Source organism: Legionella jordanis (genome assembly GCF_900637635.1).
Classification (GTDB): domain Bacteria; phylum Pseudomonadota; class Gammaproteobacteria; order Legionellales; family Legionellaceae; genus Tatlockia; species Tatlockia jordanis.
The window spans coordinates 372,461-390,000 of sequence record NZ_LR134383.1 but is presented as its reverse complement, the minus strand read 5'-3'; the positions used below and the strand labels follow the sequence as shown (position 1 = coordinate 390,000).

Below are 17,540 nucleotides of genomic sequence, written 5' to 3'. Positions count from 1 at the left end.
TCTTTTAGCAAAAGCGCTAAATTGCGAACAAGGTATTAGCGCGAATCCTTGTCTTCAATGTGATGCCTGTAAGGCCGTCGAACAAGGACGCTTTATTGATCTTATTGAAATTGACGGTGCATCGCGTACCAAAGTAGAAGATACGCGTGAGCTTTTGGACAACGTGCAATACGCTCCAGTGAATGGCCGTTTTAAAATTTATTTAATTGACGAAGTACACATGCTGTCACAGCACAGCTTCAATGCATTGCTAAAAACGCTTGAAGAGCCGCCGACACATGTCAAGTTTTTACTTGCCACCACTGATCCACAAAAATTACCAGTAACGGTGTTGTCTCGTTGCATTCAATTTCACCTAAGGCATTTGTCGCAAGATTTAATCCATCAGCATTTAAAAGATATCCTTGACGAAGAGCGGTTATCTTTTGAAGAAGAAGCTTTGGCTATTCTGGCCAAAGCGGCAAAAGGCAGCATGCGCGATGCGCTAAGTTTACTGGATCAGGCTATTGCAACTTGTGATGGCGGGTTAAATGCCAAGGAGTTAAAATCAATTCTTGGTTATACCCATCAAGATTATGCGGCGCAATTACTGCACAGCTTAGCCATGCTTGACCCGAAAGGATTGATTGACATTTGCAGGCAAATTGCCATGGAAGGAGGACATTTCCGTTATGTATTGGATGAGCTGTTGGATGATCTTCACCAGATTACAATTTGTCAAAGCCTGGCTGCTGACAACCCTTTGATTAACAATGAACCACATATTAAAGCCTTGGCGAAACAATTTAGTCCGCAAGACGTTCAACTGTTCTATCAAATTGCCATTAAAGGTTCCGAGGATATGCATCTGGCGCCATCTTTAGCTGTTGGCTTTGAAATGACTGTATTAAGAATGTTAGCTTTTCGCCCTGCTCCGAAAGCAGTTACTCCGACATTAAGTTATGAAGTGATTAATCATCAAAACCCGATTGGTTCGTCAGCACACTCTGAAGTAAACCTCCCTACAACTTCTAATGAAATGGCGCCTCCTGAATTGCAAAAGTCCATTAGCAAACCGGTCGTTGGGCAAGCACAAGAAGAAATTTCTACAGCCACCCAGATTAAAAATGAAGCCAAAACAGCTGTTGATCAGGCTTGGCCATCCGTTCTTAAGCAGCTTAAATTAACGGGTTTAGCGCTGTCAGCAGCTGAAAATGCTGCATTTATTGGGAAATCTGACCGGCACATTACTTTCGCTGTGGCAAAGGGCCATCAGTCTCTGTTCACTGAAACCGTTGTCAATCGTATTGAGCAAGCTTTGACCGCATATTACAAAGAAAATATCAAACTTGTCATTGAAATTAATGAGAGCGTTAAAGAATCTCCAGCACAGCAAAAGCAATTGGCTCAAACTCAGCGTCAACAAGAAGCTGAGATCGCTTTGCAGCAAGATGCTTTTTTTCAGCAACTAAAACAAGAATTTTCAGCCGAATTGGTCAAAAATTCTATTGCACCCGCTAAAGATGAATTATAATAAACAAAGTAATTCTAACGAGAGGTAACCATGGATATTAATCAAAATCTTGGCAACATCATGAAAGAAGCCCAAAAAATGCAACAACGCATGCAAGAGGCTCAAAAACAGTTAAGTGAATTATCTGTTAAAGGAGTTTCCGGGGGCGGCATGGTGGAAGTTGAAATGAAAGGCAATCATGAAGTCAGTAAAGTAAAGATCAAGCAATCCTTGATGGATGAAGACGTTGAAATGCTTGAAGATTTAGTTGTCGCAGCGTTTAACGATGCCTCTCGCAAAGTGGAACAAGAGTCCAAAAGGAAAATCAGCGAATTAACCGCTGGTCTTAATATTCCAACGGATTTCATGAAAGATCGCGAAAAGGAATAAAACCACTGATGGATGTCATGAGTCGGCTGGTGGATGCTCTGCGTTGTCTGCCTGGAATTGGTCCCAAGTCCGCCCAAAGAATGGTGTTTCACTTATTGCAACATCAGCGCCAACGCGGCTTGCATCTGGCTTCTTGTCTCGAAGAAGCCATGCAAACTCTTCATCCTTGTAAACGTTGTAATAATTATACAGAGCTGGATTTATGCAAGCTGTGTCAAAATTCAACTCGCGATGCCAGTGTCCTGTGCGTTGTTGAAACGCCAGCAGACGTGGCAGCGGTTGAACAAAGTAATGCATTTAATGGAAGTTATTTCGTATTGATGGGAAAAATTTCTCCTCTTGATGGCTTAGGTCCTGACGATATAGGGCTCCCAAAGCTTCGACAACTGGTTATTGATGAAAACATCCACGAGGTAATTCTGGCCTTAAGTCCTACAGTTGAGGGTCAGACCACCGTCCATTTTATCTTTGATTTATTAAGTGACCAGCCCATTCGCGTTAGTCAATTAGCGCATGGCATCCCTTCTGGAGGCGAGCTTGAATTTTTAGATGCGAATACCATAGGTAGTGCATTGAAAAATCGAGCTACGGTAAGTGTATAAAGTGTTTTGTATGAAACGATTCTTACAGGGTAGTTATCTTTTTATAAGCCTTATTTTAGTCACGAGCATTACCCATGCCTCTTTTAATAAAAGTCTATGGCCAATTTGGGAAACAAACAATCCATTATCCACCGCCGCCATTAATCATGACGATTGGCAAGAATTCCTAAACCGGCGTGTTGTTACCAATGAAGAAGGAATCAATTTGGTTGACTACGCGCACATGACGGATGCGGATTATAATCTGCTCAAAAATTACATCGATAAAATGAGCCATATTGACATTGACGCCTATAATCGCGATGAGCAACTGGCTTTTTGGTTAAACCTCTATAATGCTTTAACGGTACAAATCGTGGCTGATTACTACCCTGTTGGCAGTATTGAAGACATTAATATCTCCCCTGGCCTGTTTAGCGTAGGACCTTGGGGCGCAAAACTGGTCACCATTAATGGCACTCCCTTATCCCTCGATGAAATTAATAATCGAATCATTCGACCGGTTTGGAATGATCCACGCACTCATTACGCGATCAACAACGGCTCGATTGGCGCGGCTAATTTGGGTAAACAGGCTTATCACGGCTCAACGATAGAAGCACAGCTGAATGAAGCGGCCTCTGAGTACATTAATTCACTGCGAGGGGCACAAGTCATTGAAGGTGAGTTAATTGTGTCAAAAATTTATGAATGGTATAGCGACGATTTTGGTGGCTCGAAGGCCGACATAATCACTCATCTTAAGCAATTTGCAAAAGAACCTTTACGCAGTCAGTTGAAACACATCAATACGATTGATGGTTACGTTTATAATTGGCACTTAAACAACCTTGTGCCCAAATCGTGAAATATTATGTTCACTCTTATTTTCTAAATTTTGCCTGGTTTAATGCTTTTTTTCTGAGCTTGCAATTCATTTTTATTCTCAGTCAAACGGGTAATTTTATGAATGCAGTTCACCTGCCCGCCAGCGTTTATGGGGAAATTGCTTTCGCTGTGTTGATGCAAATTGTTTTGTATTTTCTGCTATGCCTAGTACAAAGCATCTGGTTTTGGGGGATAAGAAATTACTTTAAATCCCTATCCCTCGCACAAGTACAGGCTGGCATTTTTTTTATCACCGTACTCGCATTAACCAGCCTGAACTGTCATTTTTTTCCAATGAGCTGGTTTAGCCGTTTATTTTTACCGGAATGCCCTTCACTGCTGATCAAAACCGTTTTATTTCTTTCTCTTGCAGCAATTTTTTTCTTAAGCATAAATGCCATTTTTAAAAGCCTCATCCTTTATAGGGCTCACGGCCTTGCGGCAATTGGCGTCATTGCTGCTTTCACAGTTTTAATTCTTCATGAAGCCAAAGCTAAGGTTCATGATAAAGCCAAAGCAACTTTAGCTAATGTTATATTTATTGGCGTAGATTCCTTGAGTGCCCAATACATCAATCCCAATTTAACACCTAACATTTATAAATTTGCCAAGGACAGCACTGCTTTTAGAGAAACCATCACTCCACTTGCTCGAACTTTTCCGGCTTGGACGTCGATTTTGACAGGAGACTATCCCCTCCATCATGGCGCCCGTTACAATCTTATGCCTTCTGATGAGGTTAACAAAAATGGAAGTCTGGGTTGGGTTCTTAAAAATAAGGGTTATGAAACCATATATGTAACGGATGATCGGCAATTCTCTAAAATCAGCTACGATTTTGGATTTGATCATATCCTTGGGCCAAAAGCTGGTGTAAACGATTTTTTACTCGGCACATTTTACGATTTTCCCTTGAGTAACCTCTTAATTAATTTCAAAATTAGCCATTGGTTATTTCCTTATAACCATCTGAATCGAGCCAGTTACTTCTCTTATTATCCCACTAGCCTTCACAATGCTTTACTGGATGCAATTAAAACTCGAACTACGCAAGCCCCTTTGTTTTTGGCTGTCCATTTCACCCTGCCTCACTGGCCTTACGTTTGGGCCAGTTCCTCTCCTGCAGGCATTACTAACGATTTCAGTTTTTATGAGCGTGAGGATCTTTATTTAAAGGCAATCCATGAGGCTGATACTCAAGTAGGACGCACTCTGGATAGCTTGGAAAAGGAAGGATATTTAAGCAATAGTTTGCTGTTAATTTTAAGTGATCATGGCGAGGCCATTTACCGTAAAGGCAGTCGTGCAATAGACCGAAAAAAATATCAGGGGAATGACCCTGAGCACCTTGCCGATTATTTTCGACGTAAAACAACAACTACTCTTGAAACGAGCGTTGGTCATGGTTCGGATCTCCTTAGCCCGTCCCAATTCCACAGTTTGCTCTATTTTAAAATTTTTAAAAATAGCCAGCTGCTGAACAGAAAACAAGTTATTGATGAACGTGTATCTCTGATTGATATTGCCCCTACAATTCTCTCTTTTTTAAACATCAGAAGCTCAAAATCTTTCGATGGCATATCTTTATTGCATGCAATTCTAAACGGAAAAACCTTGCCGTCGAGAGCCATTTTTATGGAAAGTGGTGCATTGCCGAACTACTTGGTGTCTGAAAAGAACCTCACTCAGCTGGCTAAATTGATGTACCAAGTGAACCCAAAGAACAATTGGCTTGAGATAAGGAAAGACAGAATACCACTATTTGACGCAATGAAATTGTATGCGATTTTAGAAGGAGACTGGTTACTGGCCTTATACCCTGATGATTATCAATACATCAGCATTCTCCTCAATACGCGCAGTGGACAATGGAGCGATGATATGAATTCTTCTTTTGCGCGACATTCACCTGCGACTGGCTTGCTGCAAAATTTATTATCCTTTTACGGTAAAGAATTAGCAGCCTACCCAAAATCACGTATGCGTCCCCATCTCCTTGAAGAGAGCCTCAATGGTTTTATTTTCCAAAACCGCTGAATCACAGTATAAGTTCATGATATGGATGATAGCATTTAAATTTCTATGGCCGGGTTTAAGGGGTTTACGCTCATGAATATGGTGGTAAGCTTCTGTTAATACATGCCTTCTTCCTAACTCTTCTCTTAACGCCTCCATAATGGTAGCCAGAGTCTTATAAACTCGCTCAAGTGCATATTTTTGTTGTTGATTTGGAATTGGAATGGAAATCACCTGTTCATCATGAAGGAGTGCTGAGAGGATTTGCATTAAATAACTGCTGTCTTTGTTGCTAAAGTACCCATATAAATCAAGACAATCTGTAGTCGACAAACGCTGAAACAATTCCTGCATAAAAAGGCAGAATTTATTGAAATTTCCCGCTTGCCCATTTGTATGTTTTAATGACAGTTGATTCAAAGTCATTGCTGTATCAATTAAACGGTTGGGGTTAAACCAAAATTTGTAACAACGAAATAAATCATTAATCTTATTTGCCAGGAAGATTTCATCGGACTGGGCGTGACTCATTAAGCGCCACTCTTTCAACGCCGAGATGATTACATTTGCATTCTGCTCGGCCTCTATTTTGATTCCGGCGGGCATTTCTTCTTCATGAAATAAGTAATCGTGAATGGCAATGCCTTGCTGTTTAAGATGATGGAACAAATTTTCGTGAAGGCTCTCAATGAATTGATACAGCATGAATAATCTGTTTTTTACAGACGCCAGTTTTTCAGGGTGCAGGGTTTGTTTAAACAATTTATGAGGTTGTTGTTTGTAGTAAAAAAGGCTCGCAATAAGAAAAATAACATCCGATTTTTCATAATATTGGGCAAGACCTAAGAGTTCCTGTTGATTTAATTGGCTAATTAAACCGAAACAGGAGATGAGGTTTTCACCAACATCATTAGCTAAATCAACAATGGCATGCAACCATTCCACGCTGCCGTTTACATTTAAAATGGCTTTCAATTTTCCTGTAAGTGAGCGTTGGCTTATTTCAATGGATTGTGGCTGAAGGCCATTCAGTTGTTGTTGCAAATATTTGTAATAATTTTCAAGCTTGTGAATTATCATTAACTCTTCAGATAAGGACAGGTTGCGGCTCAGCTGCTGTTTTAATGTTTGGATGACCACGTAATAACGGGAAGGATTATTTTCTAAAACCCTCAAGTCGCCTTTTGGTTTAATTTTGACATCCACTTGCAGCAAGGAAGCAAGCTCGGAGTATTTAATGGCTAATTCCGAACTAAGTTGTGCCGCATCCTGCGTTTTAAGACGAACATGTTTGCCATCGCCCATGGCTTTATGCAAACGATTTTCCAAAAATTTAATTTCGTATTTTAAGCGTGCTTTGATGCGTGCATGGTTATTAACGAGGAAATTGATTGAAACCTTTTTGTCAGCCATGTTTTCCATCCATGCATCAGTCCATCAAACTGTATACTGTCTAATGAGCGACAGCGTTAGTTTCCATTTACAACTTTATTGATAATTTCTGTCAGTTAAAAATATGAGCAATTATGTTAATGATAGTCAAAAAACTAAGGAAGAGTAAGGCAGGCTTATTTAATCTTGGAGATGCAAGACATCTCCAAGAAAAAAACAGATTACATGTCGGTACCGTTATCGGGCATGATGCGCGTTGTTTTGCCATAAACCACAAGAACTTTTTGTTTTACTTTCAAATTCAGTTCTTCTGCTTGCGCTACGGAAACAATGGCACCGCTGTTTAATTTAATAACATAGACATAACCACGGCCGCCATCCAGATACTCGCTACCCGGTGTTTTTTCATTTAGACCATTGGGTGCTTTGCTGTGGAATTTCACGGGACGTTTGGAAATAATCACTCCTGATGCCACTTTTTTCAATTTACCCACTTCATTGACATCGTATTCTCCAGGGGGAACATCTTTACCGCATCCACCAAGGATTAGACATAAAGCTAACCCTAAAACATAGAACAATTTATTCATCTGACTATCTCCTAATTTGGCAATTTGCAAAAATCGCTTTATTCTACAAATTAGGCTCTGCTATTGCCAGTGATGTTCACTATTTTCATCAATAAGAAAAATCTTGGAGATGAATGAACTTTTTCATGCCAATTCTATAATAAGATGTATATAATTCTTCAAATATGAAGAGACAGCGGGAGAATTGATTGAATGTTATCGCATCGCAAATACTTATTGATTATTGACGATGCTCCAATTGACGAACAACTCGTCCAATATTTTGATAAATTTGATTTTGATATCATTCAATACAGCAGCCTTTCACAACTGGAGAATGAATCAGAACCTCCAGCAGCTTTACTTGTGAACTGCTCGCTTATCCAAGAAGATCCCTCGTTAATTGACAATCTTTATCGTCGCTATCTTGTGCCCCTATTGGTGATTAGTGATGAGCCCAATGAAAATGCTTGCGTCAAGATGCTTGAAGCGGGTGCCGATGACTTTTTGCTCAAACCCCTGCACCCACGCGAATTGCACGCTCGAATTAGCGCCATTTCACGTCGGGTATCGCGCTCTGCTAAAGACAATGAGCAAGAAAAGGAAGTTTTATTATTTGCTAACTGGCGTTTATATCCAGCCTCTCGTCAGGTTTTAGATAGCAATACACGCGAAGAATTACAGCTCAGTGCTGGTGAGTACGATTTACTTTTGGCTTTTGTCAGGCAGCCTCAACGGGTCTTAGGACGAGAATTTCTGTTACAGCTTACTAAAAATGCGGATTTATCTCCATTTGACAGGAGAATTGATGTGCAGATTAGTCGTTTGCGACAAAAAATAGAAACGGATGCCAAAAAACCGGCTTTAATTAAAACGATTCGCAATGGCGGTTATTTGTTTACTTCTCGCGTTATGACCCTTAAAGAAGCGAATGAATCCAAGGCTTAGTGTGCTACACAATGTGATTGCCTCAATAGCTGTATTACTTTTTTCTCTTGGCAACTTTCCACATGCGGACCGTTTTGACCATGTTTTCACCCACCTTTAAAATCTCAATCTGAAAGGTTTCTATTTGCAAACAGCAATCGGCTGGAGGAATATAGCCTAAATATTCAATAATCAAACCGCTTAAAGTTCTTGGTCCAATTGCTGGAAACTGCCAAGCTAATGTACGATGCAAATGCCGGAGAGTGATGCTTGCATCAACCAGAAAAGAACCATCCTTTTGTGGAATAATTTCCTGACCGAGGTCGGCCACATCGGTTGTAAATTCACCCACGACTTCCTCCAGAATATCCTCAAGGGTGACTAAGCCCAACAAATCGCCATACTCATCCACAACAAAACAACTTCGTTTTTTAACTTTCTGGAAATTCAAGATTTGAACATTCAGGGGAGTTTCTTCGGGAATGAAATAAGGCGAATCACAAATTTTAAGTAAATTATCCATATCTAAGCGTTCTTCAAGAACCAAATGGAGCACATCTCGCATATGAATAAGGCCAACTAAATTATCAATGGTTCCCCGGTATAAAGGCAGTCGGTTATGCTGGGCTATTTCTAACTCTTCAATCACTTTATGCCAGGGTTGTTCCAAATCCACACCAACAATGTCTGCTTTAGGAATCATGATGTCTTCAACTGTTGCTTGCTCAAGATCGAGCAAACTAATCAGCATGCTTTTGTGCTCCACGGGCATTAAGCTACCCGCCTCATGTACAACGGAGCGCAGCTCATCTCTTGATAATGCTTCGCGCTGCGTTTTTTCCGCCGAAACATTAAATAATCTTAAAATAACATTCGTTATCCAACTGATGGCTTGAATAAGAGGAGCTAACAGTTTTTGTAAAAATTTTATAGGTATTGAAGCAACAAACGCGATTTGTTGCGGGTGAAGTGCTGCAAGCGTTTTAGGAACCATTTCCGAAAACACCAGGATCAACAAGGTTAGCAAAATGGTTGCCACAGCCACTCCAGTGTCACCATATAAACGCTGGCCTATAAGGGTGGCAACCATGGATGCGACTATATTGGCGAAGGTGTTGCCAATTAAAATAACACTTAACAAACGATCTGGGCGAGAGAGCATCTGGTTAACGCGAATGGCCTGCTTATTATTTTTTTTAACGAGATAACGCAAACGATAGCGATTGAGTGACATCATGCCAATTTCTGACCCAGAAAAAAATGCGGACAGAAGGACTAGAAAGAGCAACACTAAAAATAGAGTTGTCAAAGAAAATTGCACTGAGGCTCCATTGCTATAAGAAAGAATGAGCAACCAATATGGCTGCTAGCCAATATTCAGGAACGTTTCATTATGCCAGAGTCAGGTAAAACTATAAACAGACAGCGTTTCAGGAGTTTGGCCATTCGTGATTACCAAACAAAGGTCCAAATGCCTCCGGCTGTTTTGTTATTTTTCCCCATGAAGCATTACCTAAGTCAAAATGCCACCACTCATACTGATAGGAGGTAAAGCCAACTTTCTCCATGGATTGACGCAATAATTCCCGCCTTTCTTTAAAAACGAGGTCTGCCTCGCTAATCTCCGCTTTGAGTGTGAAATAATCTCGATGCGCCACATCGCTTGGATCATCAAATGGAGTTCCCATATCCAGGGGTTGATTTTGACTAAAATCAAACAGAGTTAAATCAATAGCGCCACCACTTAAATGAGGTGAACAATAACGGTCTCCAACTTTAGAGGGAGCTGCCACGTATTTTAACACTTCGGTTTCGAGTTCTTCTTCGTTCAGATGCGGAGAGCGATTGCGGATTTCATTCTTCATCCAGGCAAACAATTTGCCTTGCACCTCTCTCGGACGATAAACATCCCAAATGAGAAAACCATAGTGTTGAGGTAACGATTGCAGAGCTTGTAATAGTCTATCCAAGACAGCAAAGCGGGCAAACATGTGTGGTACGGGGCTGAAACCCAATTCAAAGTACATGGGCTGTATTTTTAAACGAGGATGGCAATTGTCATGAATTTTTATCGCTTTATAATCTTCCTGGGCAAAATAATCACTTTGCGGGATCATGCATAACTCCAGTTGGCTTGGCGCAATTCATTATGCCATGATTTTAAGCAAACTCATCGCTTGTGTTAAGGGCTATTTATCAGGCTTTACTTGTTTTTCAAAATGAATGAGCCACTCATCGGCAAGTACAGCGGCTTTTTGAAGGGATTCCTTCGGAATGGCCGGCTAAATATTGTCTACAGCCTGCTTAATTATCTTCCATTAATTGTTAGTGCATCAGGGTTTAGCAACTCCCTCTGCTATGCTATAGTTATTGTTTTTGCATCTGAGTATTGGCATGTTTGAAAACTTAACCGAACGCTTAACCCAGGCTTTTAAAACCATCAGTGGACAAGCAAGATTAACCGAGGACAATATCAATGCCCCTTTAAGAGAAATCCGCTTATCTCTTCTGGAGGCCGATGTAGCCTTGCCCGTGGTGAAGGAATTTATTGACGGGGTCAAGCAAAAAGCATTAGGTCAAGAAGTATTGGCCAATTTAAAGCCTGATCAGGCCTTCGTTAAAATTGTCCATGACGAATTGGTCCATGTTTTGGGTGACTCGCGGGCAGAGCTCAATTTTAAAACACAACCACCGGCTGTTTTCCTAATGGCTGGCTTACAAGGTTCAGGTAAAACCACCAGTACTGCCAAATTAGCCCGCTATTTAAAGGAAACCGAAAGCAAAAAAGTCATGTTGGTCAGTTTGGACGTTTATCGACCCGCGGCCATCGAGCAACTTAAATTACTTGCTGAGCAAATAGGCGCGGCATTTTACCCCAGCCAAGCCCAGGAGCGGCCTCTAGAGATTGCGCAAAAAGCCTTGGAAAGTGCAAAAAAGCAATTCATGGATGTGGTCATTTTCGATACTGCAGGCCGCCTGCACATTGATAGCGAAATGATGGATGAAATTAAGGTTCTTCATCATGCACTAAATCCCATCGAAACACTTTTTGTCGTAGACAGCATGACCGGTCAAGATGCGGCCAATACCGCCAAAGCCTTTCATGAAGCCCTCCCTTTGACAGGGGTTATTTTGACCAAAACCGACGGCGATGCCCGCGGTGGGGCTGCTCTTTCTGTTAAGCACATTACAGGTCAACCGATTAAATTTTTAGGTAGTGGGGAAAAAGTAGAAGCTCTTGAGCCGTTTTATCCTGACCGAATTGCCTCTCGTATATTGGGCATGGGAGACATTCTTACCTTAATTGAAGAAGTTGAGCGCAAGGCGGATAAACAAGCCAGTGAGAAATTGGCTAAAAAACTGAAGAAAGGTAAGGGTTTTGATTTAGAAGACTTCAAGCAGCAATTGTTGCAAATGAACAATATGGGGGGTATTGCTGGCATGATGAGTAAATTGCCAGGCATGAGCCAACTGCCTCAAAAAGCACTCAGTCAGGTGAATGATAAAGCCATGGCGCAAACCATTGCCATTATCAACTCCATGACGCCAAAGGAGCGCCGTATTCCCAAAATAATCGTTGGTTCACGCAAGAAAAGAATTGCCTTGGGCTCAGGAACACAAATTCAGGATGTGAATCGTTTGCTTAAGCAATTTGAACAAATGCAAAAAATGATGAAGAAATTCACTAAACCCGGTGGCATTAAGCAGATGATGAGGGGAATGGGAGGCATGACGGGCCTCAAAGGTTTATTCCCTGAAGATTGACCATAAATAATTTCTGGAAAATGGGCTTCCAATGCCGAGTTAATTTTCGTACAATACACGGCATTTTTACGTAAACACTCTTAAAGTAGAGGACATAATGGTAGTTATACGTTTATCACGAGCAGGCGCTAAGAAGCGTCCATTCTATAACATGGTTGTTACCGATAGCCGCAAACGCGGTAATTACATCGAGCGAATTGGCTATTTCAATCCGATTGCACGCGGTCAAGAACCTCGCTTGCACTTGGAAATGGATAAATTAGTCCACTGGCAAAAAGTAGGCGCGCAATTATCTGATCGCGTTCGTGCTTTAGTGAAAGAATACAATAAGAAAAGCGCTGAAACCGCTAAATAAAACGTGGACAAGCTTGCTGATTGGATTGTTATTGGTCGCTTTGGCCGCCCCCATGGGATAAAAGGCTTTGTCACGGTTCATTCCTTTACAGAGCCTCGCGATAACATTCTGCAGTACACGGATTGGCACGCTTACATTAATAAGCAGTGGCAGGCTCTTAAGATCGTACGAGTGGAGATGACTGAAAAGTCCATTCTCGTTCGTCTTGAAGGCTTTAATGAACGTGAGCAAGCGGCTGCTCTTGGCAATGTCGAAATTGCAGTCAGTCGTGCCCAGCTTCCCAACCTGGAAGAAGGTGAATACTACTGGCATGAGCTGGTTGGTATGCAGGTTGTGAATCAGCAAGGCATTCTGCTTGGGGTTGTGAAAGAAATCATGCCAACCGGCTCAAATGACGTGTTGGTGATTGTCGGTGAAAAACGACATTTGATCCCCTATTTGCCGGGGCAATTTATTTTGGATATAGATTCTGAGCGCGCTGTTATCAGCGTCGACTGGGATGTGAATTTTTAAATGCTGCATTTGGCTGTAGTGACTTTAATGCCAGAAATGTTTGAAGCATTAAAGTATGGCGTAGTGGGTCGTGCCATTGAGCACGGCTTAGCAAAATTGGATTACTGGAATCCACGAGACTGGGCAACAGGTCCATATCGCCAGGTAGACGATAAACCCTATGGTGGTGGCCCTGGCATGGTGATGATGTATGAACCTCTTGCAGGTGCCATTAATCACGCCAAAGCACAAATGACAGCGGCTTGCAGGACAATATATTTGAGTCCGCAGGGTAAAACCATTCGTCAGCATGACTTGAATAAGTTGGCTGAAGCTCAACAATCCTTAGTCTTTATAGCAGGACGTTACGAAGGAATAGATGAGCGGATCATTACTCAGCATGTAGATGAAGAATGGTCTTTAGGAGATTTTGTTTTAAGTGGTGGTGAATTGGCAGCCATGGTATTTATTGATGCGATTATTCGCCTCTTGCCTGGAAGCCTTGGGCATTTATGTTCAGCTGAGCAAGATTCGTTTATGAATGGCTTATTGGATTGCCCTCATTACACCAGACCCGCAATGATTAATGGTTTGGAAGTACCATCTGTATTATTAAGCGGGCATCATCGAGATATTGAACGTTGGCGTCGAAAACAAAGCCTGGGCAAAACCTGGCTTAAGCGCCCGGATTTATTAGATAAAATCCAATTAAGCGAGCTCGATAAGCAATTGCTTGCCGAGTTTAAAAGCGAACAGGGTACTTCCTTTTGAAGGAATACCAATTTGAGGAGTGACCATGAGCAACATTATTGATCAATTAAACGCCGAGCAAATGAAAGGCAAAACCGTTCCTGATTTTAGCCCTGGCGACACCGTTTTGGTTCAAGTTAAGGTGATGGAAGGAAACCGTGAGCGTTTACAGGCATTTGAAGGTATCGTAATTGCCAAAAGAAACAGAGGATTGAATTCTGCTTTTACCGTGCGCAAGATTTCTCACGGGGTCGGCGTTGAGCGTGTTTTCCAAACGTACAGTCCTATTGTGGACAGTATTATGGTTAAACGTCGCGGTGACGTGCGTCGTGCAAAATTGTATTACCTCCGTGATCTAGCTGGCCGAGCTGCTCGTATTAAAGAAAAATTGGTCAGTAAGAAAGAAGACTAAGGTATTCAATGCTCATTGTCAGCTCGTTCAAGACGCCAGTCGGTTGGCTTGAGGTTAGTTACAATGAGCATTATTTATTTCAGGCAAGCTTCACTGAAACTCCCACGCAAAACAATCAAAGCAACTCTTTAACCACCCTGATATCTCAGGAAATTGAGCAGTATTTTGCAGATCCTCATTATCGCTTTCGACTGTCCCTTAAGCCACAAGGAACGTCTTACCAACAACGGGTTTGGAATGCTTTATTGGTCATACCCGTCGGCCGCAGTTTAAGCTACGGGGAATTAGCCAGCCGCTTACAATCCAGTCCGCGAGCTATTGGCCAAGCCTGCAAGAGCAATCCGATTGCCTTGTTTATTCCATGTCATCGAGTGGTAGGTAAGCATAATCAAGGGGGTTACATGGGAAAACCTGAGGCTTTATGCTATAAAATTGGCCTGCTCAAACATGAAGGACTCTTAAGCATCTGACGACGGCTAATGAGCTAGGGTTTGCTTCTTAGAATTGGATTCCTTAGACGCCACTTTAGGCAACATTGAATCCAGCATTTTAATGGCAAAAAAATGAAAATGATTGGCGGAGGATTCAAAGATCCGGGAAACAAAGGGTTTATTGACTGAGCCATTAGGAAGCATTTTGTCTAAATAGGCCATTTCCCAATCGTGAGGTTCCATTTTTTTTAAGGCTAAAATAAAACTGCTGATTTCTTCAAGAATTTCCTTGGCAGCAATCGTCTTATCTTTTAAGTACATCTGCAAAGACTGTAATAATCCCTGCCTGATCGCGTGAAATTCTCCTTCGGGTGGAACGGAGGTCAGTTTCTCAAGATATAATTTAAGAAGGTGTTTAACTTCCAAAAGACTGTTGATTTGCTCTCTGATGACTCGAGCTTCTGCTAGACTGTCAGCCACAGCCTGGTTTAGAGCAGTATAACGTTTCATCAATTCTTCATTATTTTTTTGTGGCTCTAAACGTTCATGATTTCGCTGCATCCAGGCTTGGATTTCTTTAGGGTCTTTAAGAGAAACATTTGAATAAAAATCGATGACTTGATAATCAAAAAATACCATGACTTGCATCGCTGCGTTACAGAGCACGGTAGCTTGATAAGCATTTTTTTCTATAAACGGCGGCATTTGTTCATACAATAAATCATACAGCAACTGAATGTGGTGAAAGTCTTCAGGAACAAAACCATGATGAATCAACTCAAAGATAGCAATTTGTAACAACAGGTCGGCATCTCCCTCTGATACCTCATAACGTGCCAAAAGAAACTCAAGCCAGTTGACTGCCTGCAGATAATCACCACAGCGCAAAGCATTTAAATACTCCTCTGTCGACGAATTCATGCATTCTCCTCCATTCTAAAGAATTCCAATGAGCCGACGATAATCAACAATAAGCTCGGCATAAAAGCAATTTGCATCTTTATCAGCTAATAAGCTATTCATTAAGAATGACACTGGTCTAAATAACTGAGTTCGGACATGGCCTTTATGATGCCACATACATTAACTTAGCATGGAGTTGCGATTATGGGAAAAGTGGGTATAGCGATAATTTTATTCTTTACGCTTCTTGGAAAATCATTCGCCAATTGCGATTTAACACGATTTCGCTGGGAATGTGATCTACCAGCACATGCAAACCCTCATCCATCCTCATACTCGCTTGTGTATTGCGGCAACACGCGAGTGTATATAAACCAGGCAGAATATGAAATTCTTACCCGCTATCAACGAGCAAACGTCAATATGGTATTAAAAGTAAATGGCGAATACGTTGATAGCCCTTGTGTTCCCGCTGAGCGGTATATGTCTTATCCTTAAATCGCTATCTTGACTCCTCAACCCCTGAGCGCTGGTTTGGCGTAAACTCTTTTTTTGATATAAAGGCTAAGCACTTATCTAAAGTATTAACCGGTAAAATCCTTTTTAAAAAGACAAATAAATGAGCAGGAATGGTCACGCGATATTTTACTTTTGGATGCTTTGATTCTATCGCATGAATGATTTTTGCAACCACAGCATCCGCTTTGCGGGTGAACAAAGATTGATTTTTGTTGCTGCGATACATTCCCGCCAACACTTGATATTGTTCACGGAAATGACTATTTTCCTGATTGATGCGTTTCATTGAATGATCAATACAGTTATCTCGAAATCGGCTTTCAATAGGCCCTGGTTCGATGGTGATCACTTGTATATTTGAAGGCTTAAGTTCCAGACGCAATGTATCGCTTAGACCTTCCACCGCATATTTGGAGGCATTATAAGCGCCACGAAAGGGCATGCTAATTACCCCGAGGATTGAGCTGATATTAATAATTCGCCCATGGCCTTGTTTGCGCATGGTAGGAATGGCAAGCCGGGTTAAATCCATAAGACCAAACACATTGGTTTCAAATTGCGCCCTTAAAGCTTCCCGAGGCAAATCTTCCAAGGCTCCAGCCTGTCCATAACCCGCATTATTAATGATTGCATCCAGACGACCGTCTGCTTTTTTAAGCATTTCATGAAAGGCCAAACGAACGGAATGGCTGTCATCCATATTCATCTGCAAGGTTTCAAGTCCCAACTCTCGCAGTTTTTTAACATCCTCTTCTTTGCGGCAACTGGCGAATACGCGATGTCCCCTTTGTTGTAAGGCCAAAGCCGTATCATAACCAATTCCACTAGAACAACCCGTAATCAGAATAACTTTAGGTTCCATGAATTTCACCAATTTTCCATACATTGAATCTTTATAGTAGCAATAGATGATATGATAAGCACCCAAAATTCATTTTGAGCCGGCTAACTGGCTAAATACCAATTTATATTGATACAACATGTCGAAACATGAAATTGAACTGGATAATCTCGTAATTGAGGTTGTTAAAAAACCCATAAAACATTTGCACCTGCGGGTTTACCCACCCGACGGCAAAGTTAAAGTGAGTGCCCCGTTACGCTATCGCTTGGAAACCATTCGCCAGCTATTGGAAAGCAAACTCCCATGGATTCGCAGCCGAAGAGAGCATTTAATTGCTAAAGAGCCTAAGTTTACATCGGGCGAAGGCATTGAGTTCCTGGGTAAAGCTCTCATTTTGAGTATTGAGGAGCATAAAAGGTTCCATCTGGCTGTGGAGGGAAATATCCTTCACTTTCACACAAAATCAAGCTCCACAAATAAAGAAAAACAACAAATTTTGCTGAATTGGTACCGAAAAGAGATGAAATCCCTGCTTCCAGCACTCATTGAAAAATGGGAAGCCATCATCAACGTTAAGCTAGGCAGTTGGGGAATTAAACTCATGAAAACCCGTTGGGGTTCTTGTAATATAGGTGCCAAGCGCATCTGGCTAAACTTAAGTCTAATTAAAAAGCCCCTTTCCTGCATGGAATATGTTTTAGTGCATGAAATGGTTCATTTACTTGAAAAAAATCACAACAAACGTTTTTATGCCTTAATGGATCATTTTATGCCGGACTGGCGAAAGCAAAAAATTTTGCTGGAAGCAAGATAA

General features: G+C 41.4%; 20 protein-coding genes (1 of these 20 cut by a window edge). 14 read left to right on the top strand and 6 right to left on the bottom strand.

From position 1 onward, the window contains the following. From dnaX to EL203_RS01795, 5 genes are all read left to right on the top strand, one after another. Positions 1 to 1,513: the 3' portion of a DNA polymerase III subunit gamma/tau gene (dnaX, locus tag EL203_RS01815; protein ID WP_058469913.1), read on the top strand. The gene continues 167 nt to the left of window position 1, outside the view; only the last 1,513 of its 1,680 coding nucleotides appear in the window; its start codon lies beyond the left edge, outside the window; the stop codon is at positions 1,511 to 1,513. Positions 1,514 to 1,543: 30 nt separating this feature from the next. Beyond that, positions 1,544 to 1,882 carry a YbaB/EbfC family nucleoid-associated protein gene (locus EL203_RS01810; RefSeq protein WP_058469912.1) on the top strand — a complete coding sequence of 113 codons (339 nt, stop codon included), beginning with the start codon at positions 1,544 to 1,546 and terminating at the stop codon, positions 1,880 to 1,882. Positions 1,883 to 1,890: 8 nt separating this feature from the next. After that, entirely contained in the window at positions 1,891 to 2,484 is a 594-nt protein-coding gene (gene recR, locus EL203_RS01805) for a recombination mediator RecR (RefSeq protein ID WP_058469911.1), read from the top strand. Between the two features lie 10 nt (positions 2,485 to 2,494). Continuing rightward, entirely contained in the window at positions 2,495 to 3,331 is an 837-nt protein-coding gene (locus EL203_RS01800) for a DUF547 domain-containing protein (RefSeq protein WP_058469910.1), read from the top strand. A 98-nt stretch (positions 3,332 to 3,429) separates the two neighbouring features. Continuing rightward, positions 3,430 to 5,388, top strand: coding sequence for a sulfatase-like hydrolase/transferase (locus tag EL203_RS01795; protein ID WP_126320078.1), 1,959 nt, complete (start codon positions 3,430 to 3,432; stop codon positions 5,386 to 5,388). On the opposite strand, the gene EL203_RS01790 is transcribed toward EL203_RS01795, so the two are convergent. Continuing rightward, positions 5,326 to 6,780, bottom strand: a complete 1,455-nt coding sequence (locus EL203_RS01790; protein ID WP_058469908.1) for a hypothetical protein — start codon at positions 6,778 to 6,780, stop codon at positions 5,326 to 5,328. The two genes, EL203_RS01795 and EL203_RS01790, sit on opposite strands and share 63 nt — an antisense overlap. A 200-nt stretch (positions 6,781 to 6,980) precedes the next feature. Beyond that, positions 6,981 to 7,349: a hypothetical protein gene (locus EL203_RS01785; RefSeq protein ID WP_058469907.1), complete on the bottom strand. Its 369-nt coding sequence runs from the start codon at positions 7,347 to 7,349 to the stop codon at positions 6,981 to 6,983. Between the two features lie 192 nt (positions 7,350 to 7,541). Here EL203_RS01785 and EL203_RS01780 point away from each other — a divergent pair, with 192 nt between their 5' ends. Then, positions 7,542 to 8,276 (top strand): response regulator transcription factor, encoded by a 735-nt coding sequence (locus tag EL203_RS01780; protein ID WP_058469906.1) that lies wholly within the window; start codon positions 7,542 to 7,544, stop codon positions 8,274 to 8,276. A gap of 34 nt (positions 8,277 to 8,310) precedes the next feature. On the opposite strand, the gene EL203_RS01775 is transcribed toward EL203_RS01780, so the two are convergent. Further along, a complete protein-coding gene (locus EL203_RS01775) occupies positions 8,311 to 9,576 on the bottom strand; it encodes an HlyC/CorC family transporter (protein WP_058469905.1) in 1,266 nt (421 codons plus the stop codon). Between the two features lie 109 nt (positions 9,577 to 9,685). Further along, positions 9,686 to 10,372 (bottom strand): M15 family metallopeptidase, encoded by a 687-nt coding sequence (locus tag EL203_RS01770; protein ID WP_058469904.1) that lies wholly within the window; start codon positions 10,370 to 10,372, stop codon positions 9,686 to 9,688. 277 nt (positions 10,373 to 10,649) lie between these two features. Between EL203_RS01770 and ffh the strand changes: the two genes are divergently transcribed. The 6 genes from ffh to EL203_RS01740 all read left to right on the top strand — a co-directional run bounded on the left by ffh (position 10,650) and on the right by EL203_RS01740 (position 14,499). Further along, positions 10,650 to 12,020, top strand: a complete 1,371-nt coding sequence (gene ffh, locus EL203_RS01765; RefSeq protein ID WP_058469903.1) for a signal recognition particle protein — start codon at positions 10,650 to 10,652, stop codon at positions 12,018 to 12,020. A 97-nt stretch (positions 12,021 to 12,117) separates the two neighbouring features. Next, complete coding sequence (gene rpsP / locus EL203_RS01760) at positions 12,118 to 12,375, top strand: 30S ribosomal protein S16 (protein ID WP_058469902.1); 258 nt, start codon at positions 12,118 to 12,120, stop codon at positions 12,373 to 12,375. Positions 12,376 to 12,378: 3 nt separating this feature from the next. Further along, the gene (rimM, locus tag EL203_RS01755) at positions 12,379 to 12,888 is read left to right on the top strand and encodes a ribosome maturation factor RimM (RefSeq protein ID WP_058469901.1); all 510 of its coding nucleotides are present in this window, start codon (positions 12,379 to 12,381) and stop codon (positions 12,886 to 12,888) included. Beyond that, the gene (gene trmD, locus EL203_RS01750; protein ID WP_058469900.1) at positions 12,889 to 13,638 is read left to right on the top strand and encodes a tRNA (guanosine(37)-N1)-methyltransferase TrmD; all 750 of its coding nucleotides are present in this window, start codon (positions 12,889 to 12,891) and stop codon (positions 13,636 to 13,638) included. It abuts the gene before it with no gap. A 25-nt stretch (positions 13,639 to 13,663) separates the two neighbouring features. Next, complete coding sequence (gene rplS, locus EL203_RS01745; protein ID WP_058469899.1) at positions 13,664 to 14,029, top strand: 50S ribosomal protein L19; 366 nt, start codon at positions 13,664 to 13,666, stop codon at positions 14,027 to 14,029. An 8-nt stretch (positions 14,030 to 14,037) separates the two neighbouring features. Beyond that, positions 14,038 to 14,499, top strand: a complete 462-nt coding sequence (locus EL203_RS01740) for a methylated-DNA--[protein]-cysteine S-methyltransferase (RefSeq protein ID WP_058469898.1) — start codon at positions 14,038 to 14,040, stop codon at positions 14,497 to 14,499. Positions 14,500 to 14,505: 6 nt separating this feature from the next. Here the strand turns inward: EL203_RS01740 and EL203_RS01735 are convergent, their stop codons facing one another. Continuing rightward, complete coding sequence (locus EL203_RS01735; RefSeq protein WP_058469897.1) at positions 14,506 to 15,381, bottom strand: helical bundle domain-containing protein; 876 nt, start codon at positions 15,379 to 15,381, stop codon at positions 14,506 to 14,508. A gap of 183 nt (positions 15,382 to 15,564) precedes the next feature. Here EL203_RS01735 and EL203_RS01730 point away from each other — a divergent pair, with 183 nt between their 5' ends. Further along, positions 15,565 to 15,861: a hypothetical protein gene (locus EL203_RS01730; protein WP_375232626.1), complete on the top strand. Its 297-nt coding sequence runs from the start codon at positions 15,565 to 15,567 to the stop codon at positions 15,859 to 15,861. A 4-nt stretch (positions 15,862 to 15,865) separates the two neighbouring features. Here EL203_RS01730 and EL203_RS01725 read toward each other — a convergent pair whose 3' ends face one another. Beyond that, on the bottom strand, positions 15,866 to 16,744 hold the full coding sequence (locus tag EL203_RS01725; RefSeq protein ID WP_058469914.1) for an SDR family NAD(P)-dependent oxidoreductase: 879 nt from the start codon (positions 16,742 to 16,744) through the stop codon (positions 15,866 to 15,868). A 118-nt stretch (positions 16,745 to 16,862) separates the two neighbouring features. Here EL203_RS01725 and EL203_RS01720 point away from each other — a divergent pair, with 118 nt between their 5' ends. Continuing rightward, the gene (locus EL203_RS01720) at positions 16,863 to 17,540 is read left to right on the top strand and encodes a M48 family metallopeptidase (protein ID WP_058469896.1); all 678 of its coding nucleotides are present in this window, start codon (positions 16,863 to 16,865) and stop codon (positions 17,538 to 17,540) included.

Coding starts and splice junctions, on each gene's coding strand:
- EL203_RS01735 (WP_058469897.1), bottom strand. CDS start 15,381: ATGAATTCGTCGACAGAGGAGTATTTAAATGCTTTGCGCTGTGGTGAT.
- rpsP (WP_058469902.1), top strand. CDS start 12,118: ATGGTAGTTATACGTTTATCACGAGCAGGCGCTAAGAAGCGTCCATTC.
- EL203_RS01740 (WP_058469898.1), top strand. CDS start 14,038: ATGCTCATTGTCAGCTCGTTCAAGACGCCAGTCGGTTGGCTTGAGGTT.
- EL203_RS01780 (WP_058469906.1), top strand. CDS start 7,542: ATGTTATCGCATCGCAAATACTTATTGATTATTGACGATGCTCCAATT.
- EL203_RS01785 (WP_058469907.1), bottom strand. CDS start 7,349: ATGAATAAATTGTTCTATGTTTTAGGGTTAGCTTTATGTCTAATCCTT.
- trmD (WP_058469900.1), top strand. CDS start 12,889: ATGCTGCATTTGGCTGTAGTGACTTTAATGCCAGAAATGTTTGAAGCA.
- EL203_RS01810 (WP_058469912.1), top strand. CDS start 1,544: ATGGATATTAATCAAAATCTTGGCAACATCATGAAAGAAGCCCAAAAA.
- EL203_RS01770 (WP_058469904.1), bottom strand. CDS start 10,372: ATGATCCCGCAAAGTGATTATTTTGCCCAGGAAGATTATAAAGCGATA.
- ffh (WP_058469903.1), top strand. CDS start 10,650: ATGTTTGAAAACTTAACCGAACGCTTAACCCAGGCTTTTAAAACCATC.
- rplS (WP_058469899.1), top strand. CDS start 13,664: ATGAGCAACATTATTGATCAATTAAACGCCGAGCAAATGAAAGGCAAA.
- EL203_RS01790 (WP_058469908.1), bottom strand. CDS start 6,780: ATGGCTGACAAAAAGGTTTCAATCAATTTCCTCGTTAATAACCATGCA.
- EL203_RS01720 (WP_058469896.1), top strand. CDS start 16,863: ATGTCGAAACATGAAATTGAACTGGATAATCTCGTAATTGAGGTTGTT.
- EL203_RS01795 (WP_126320078.1), top strand. CDS start 3,430: ATGAATGCAGTTCACCTGCCCGCCAGCGTTTATGGGGAAATTGCTTTC.
- EL203_RS01725 (WP_058469914.1), bottom strand. CDS start 16,744: ATGGAACCTAAAGTTATTCTGATTACGGGTTGTTCTAGTGGAATTGGT.
- recR (WP_058469911.1), top strand. CDS start 1,891: ATGGATGTCATGAGTCGGCTGGTGGATGCTCTGCGTTGTCTGCCTGGA.
- EL203_RS01800 (WP_058469910.1), top strand. CDS start 2,495: ATGAAACGATTCTTACAGGGTAGTTATCTTTTTATAAGCCTTATTTTA.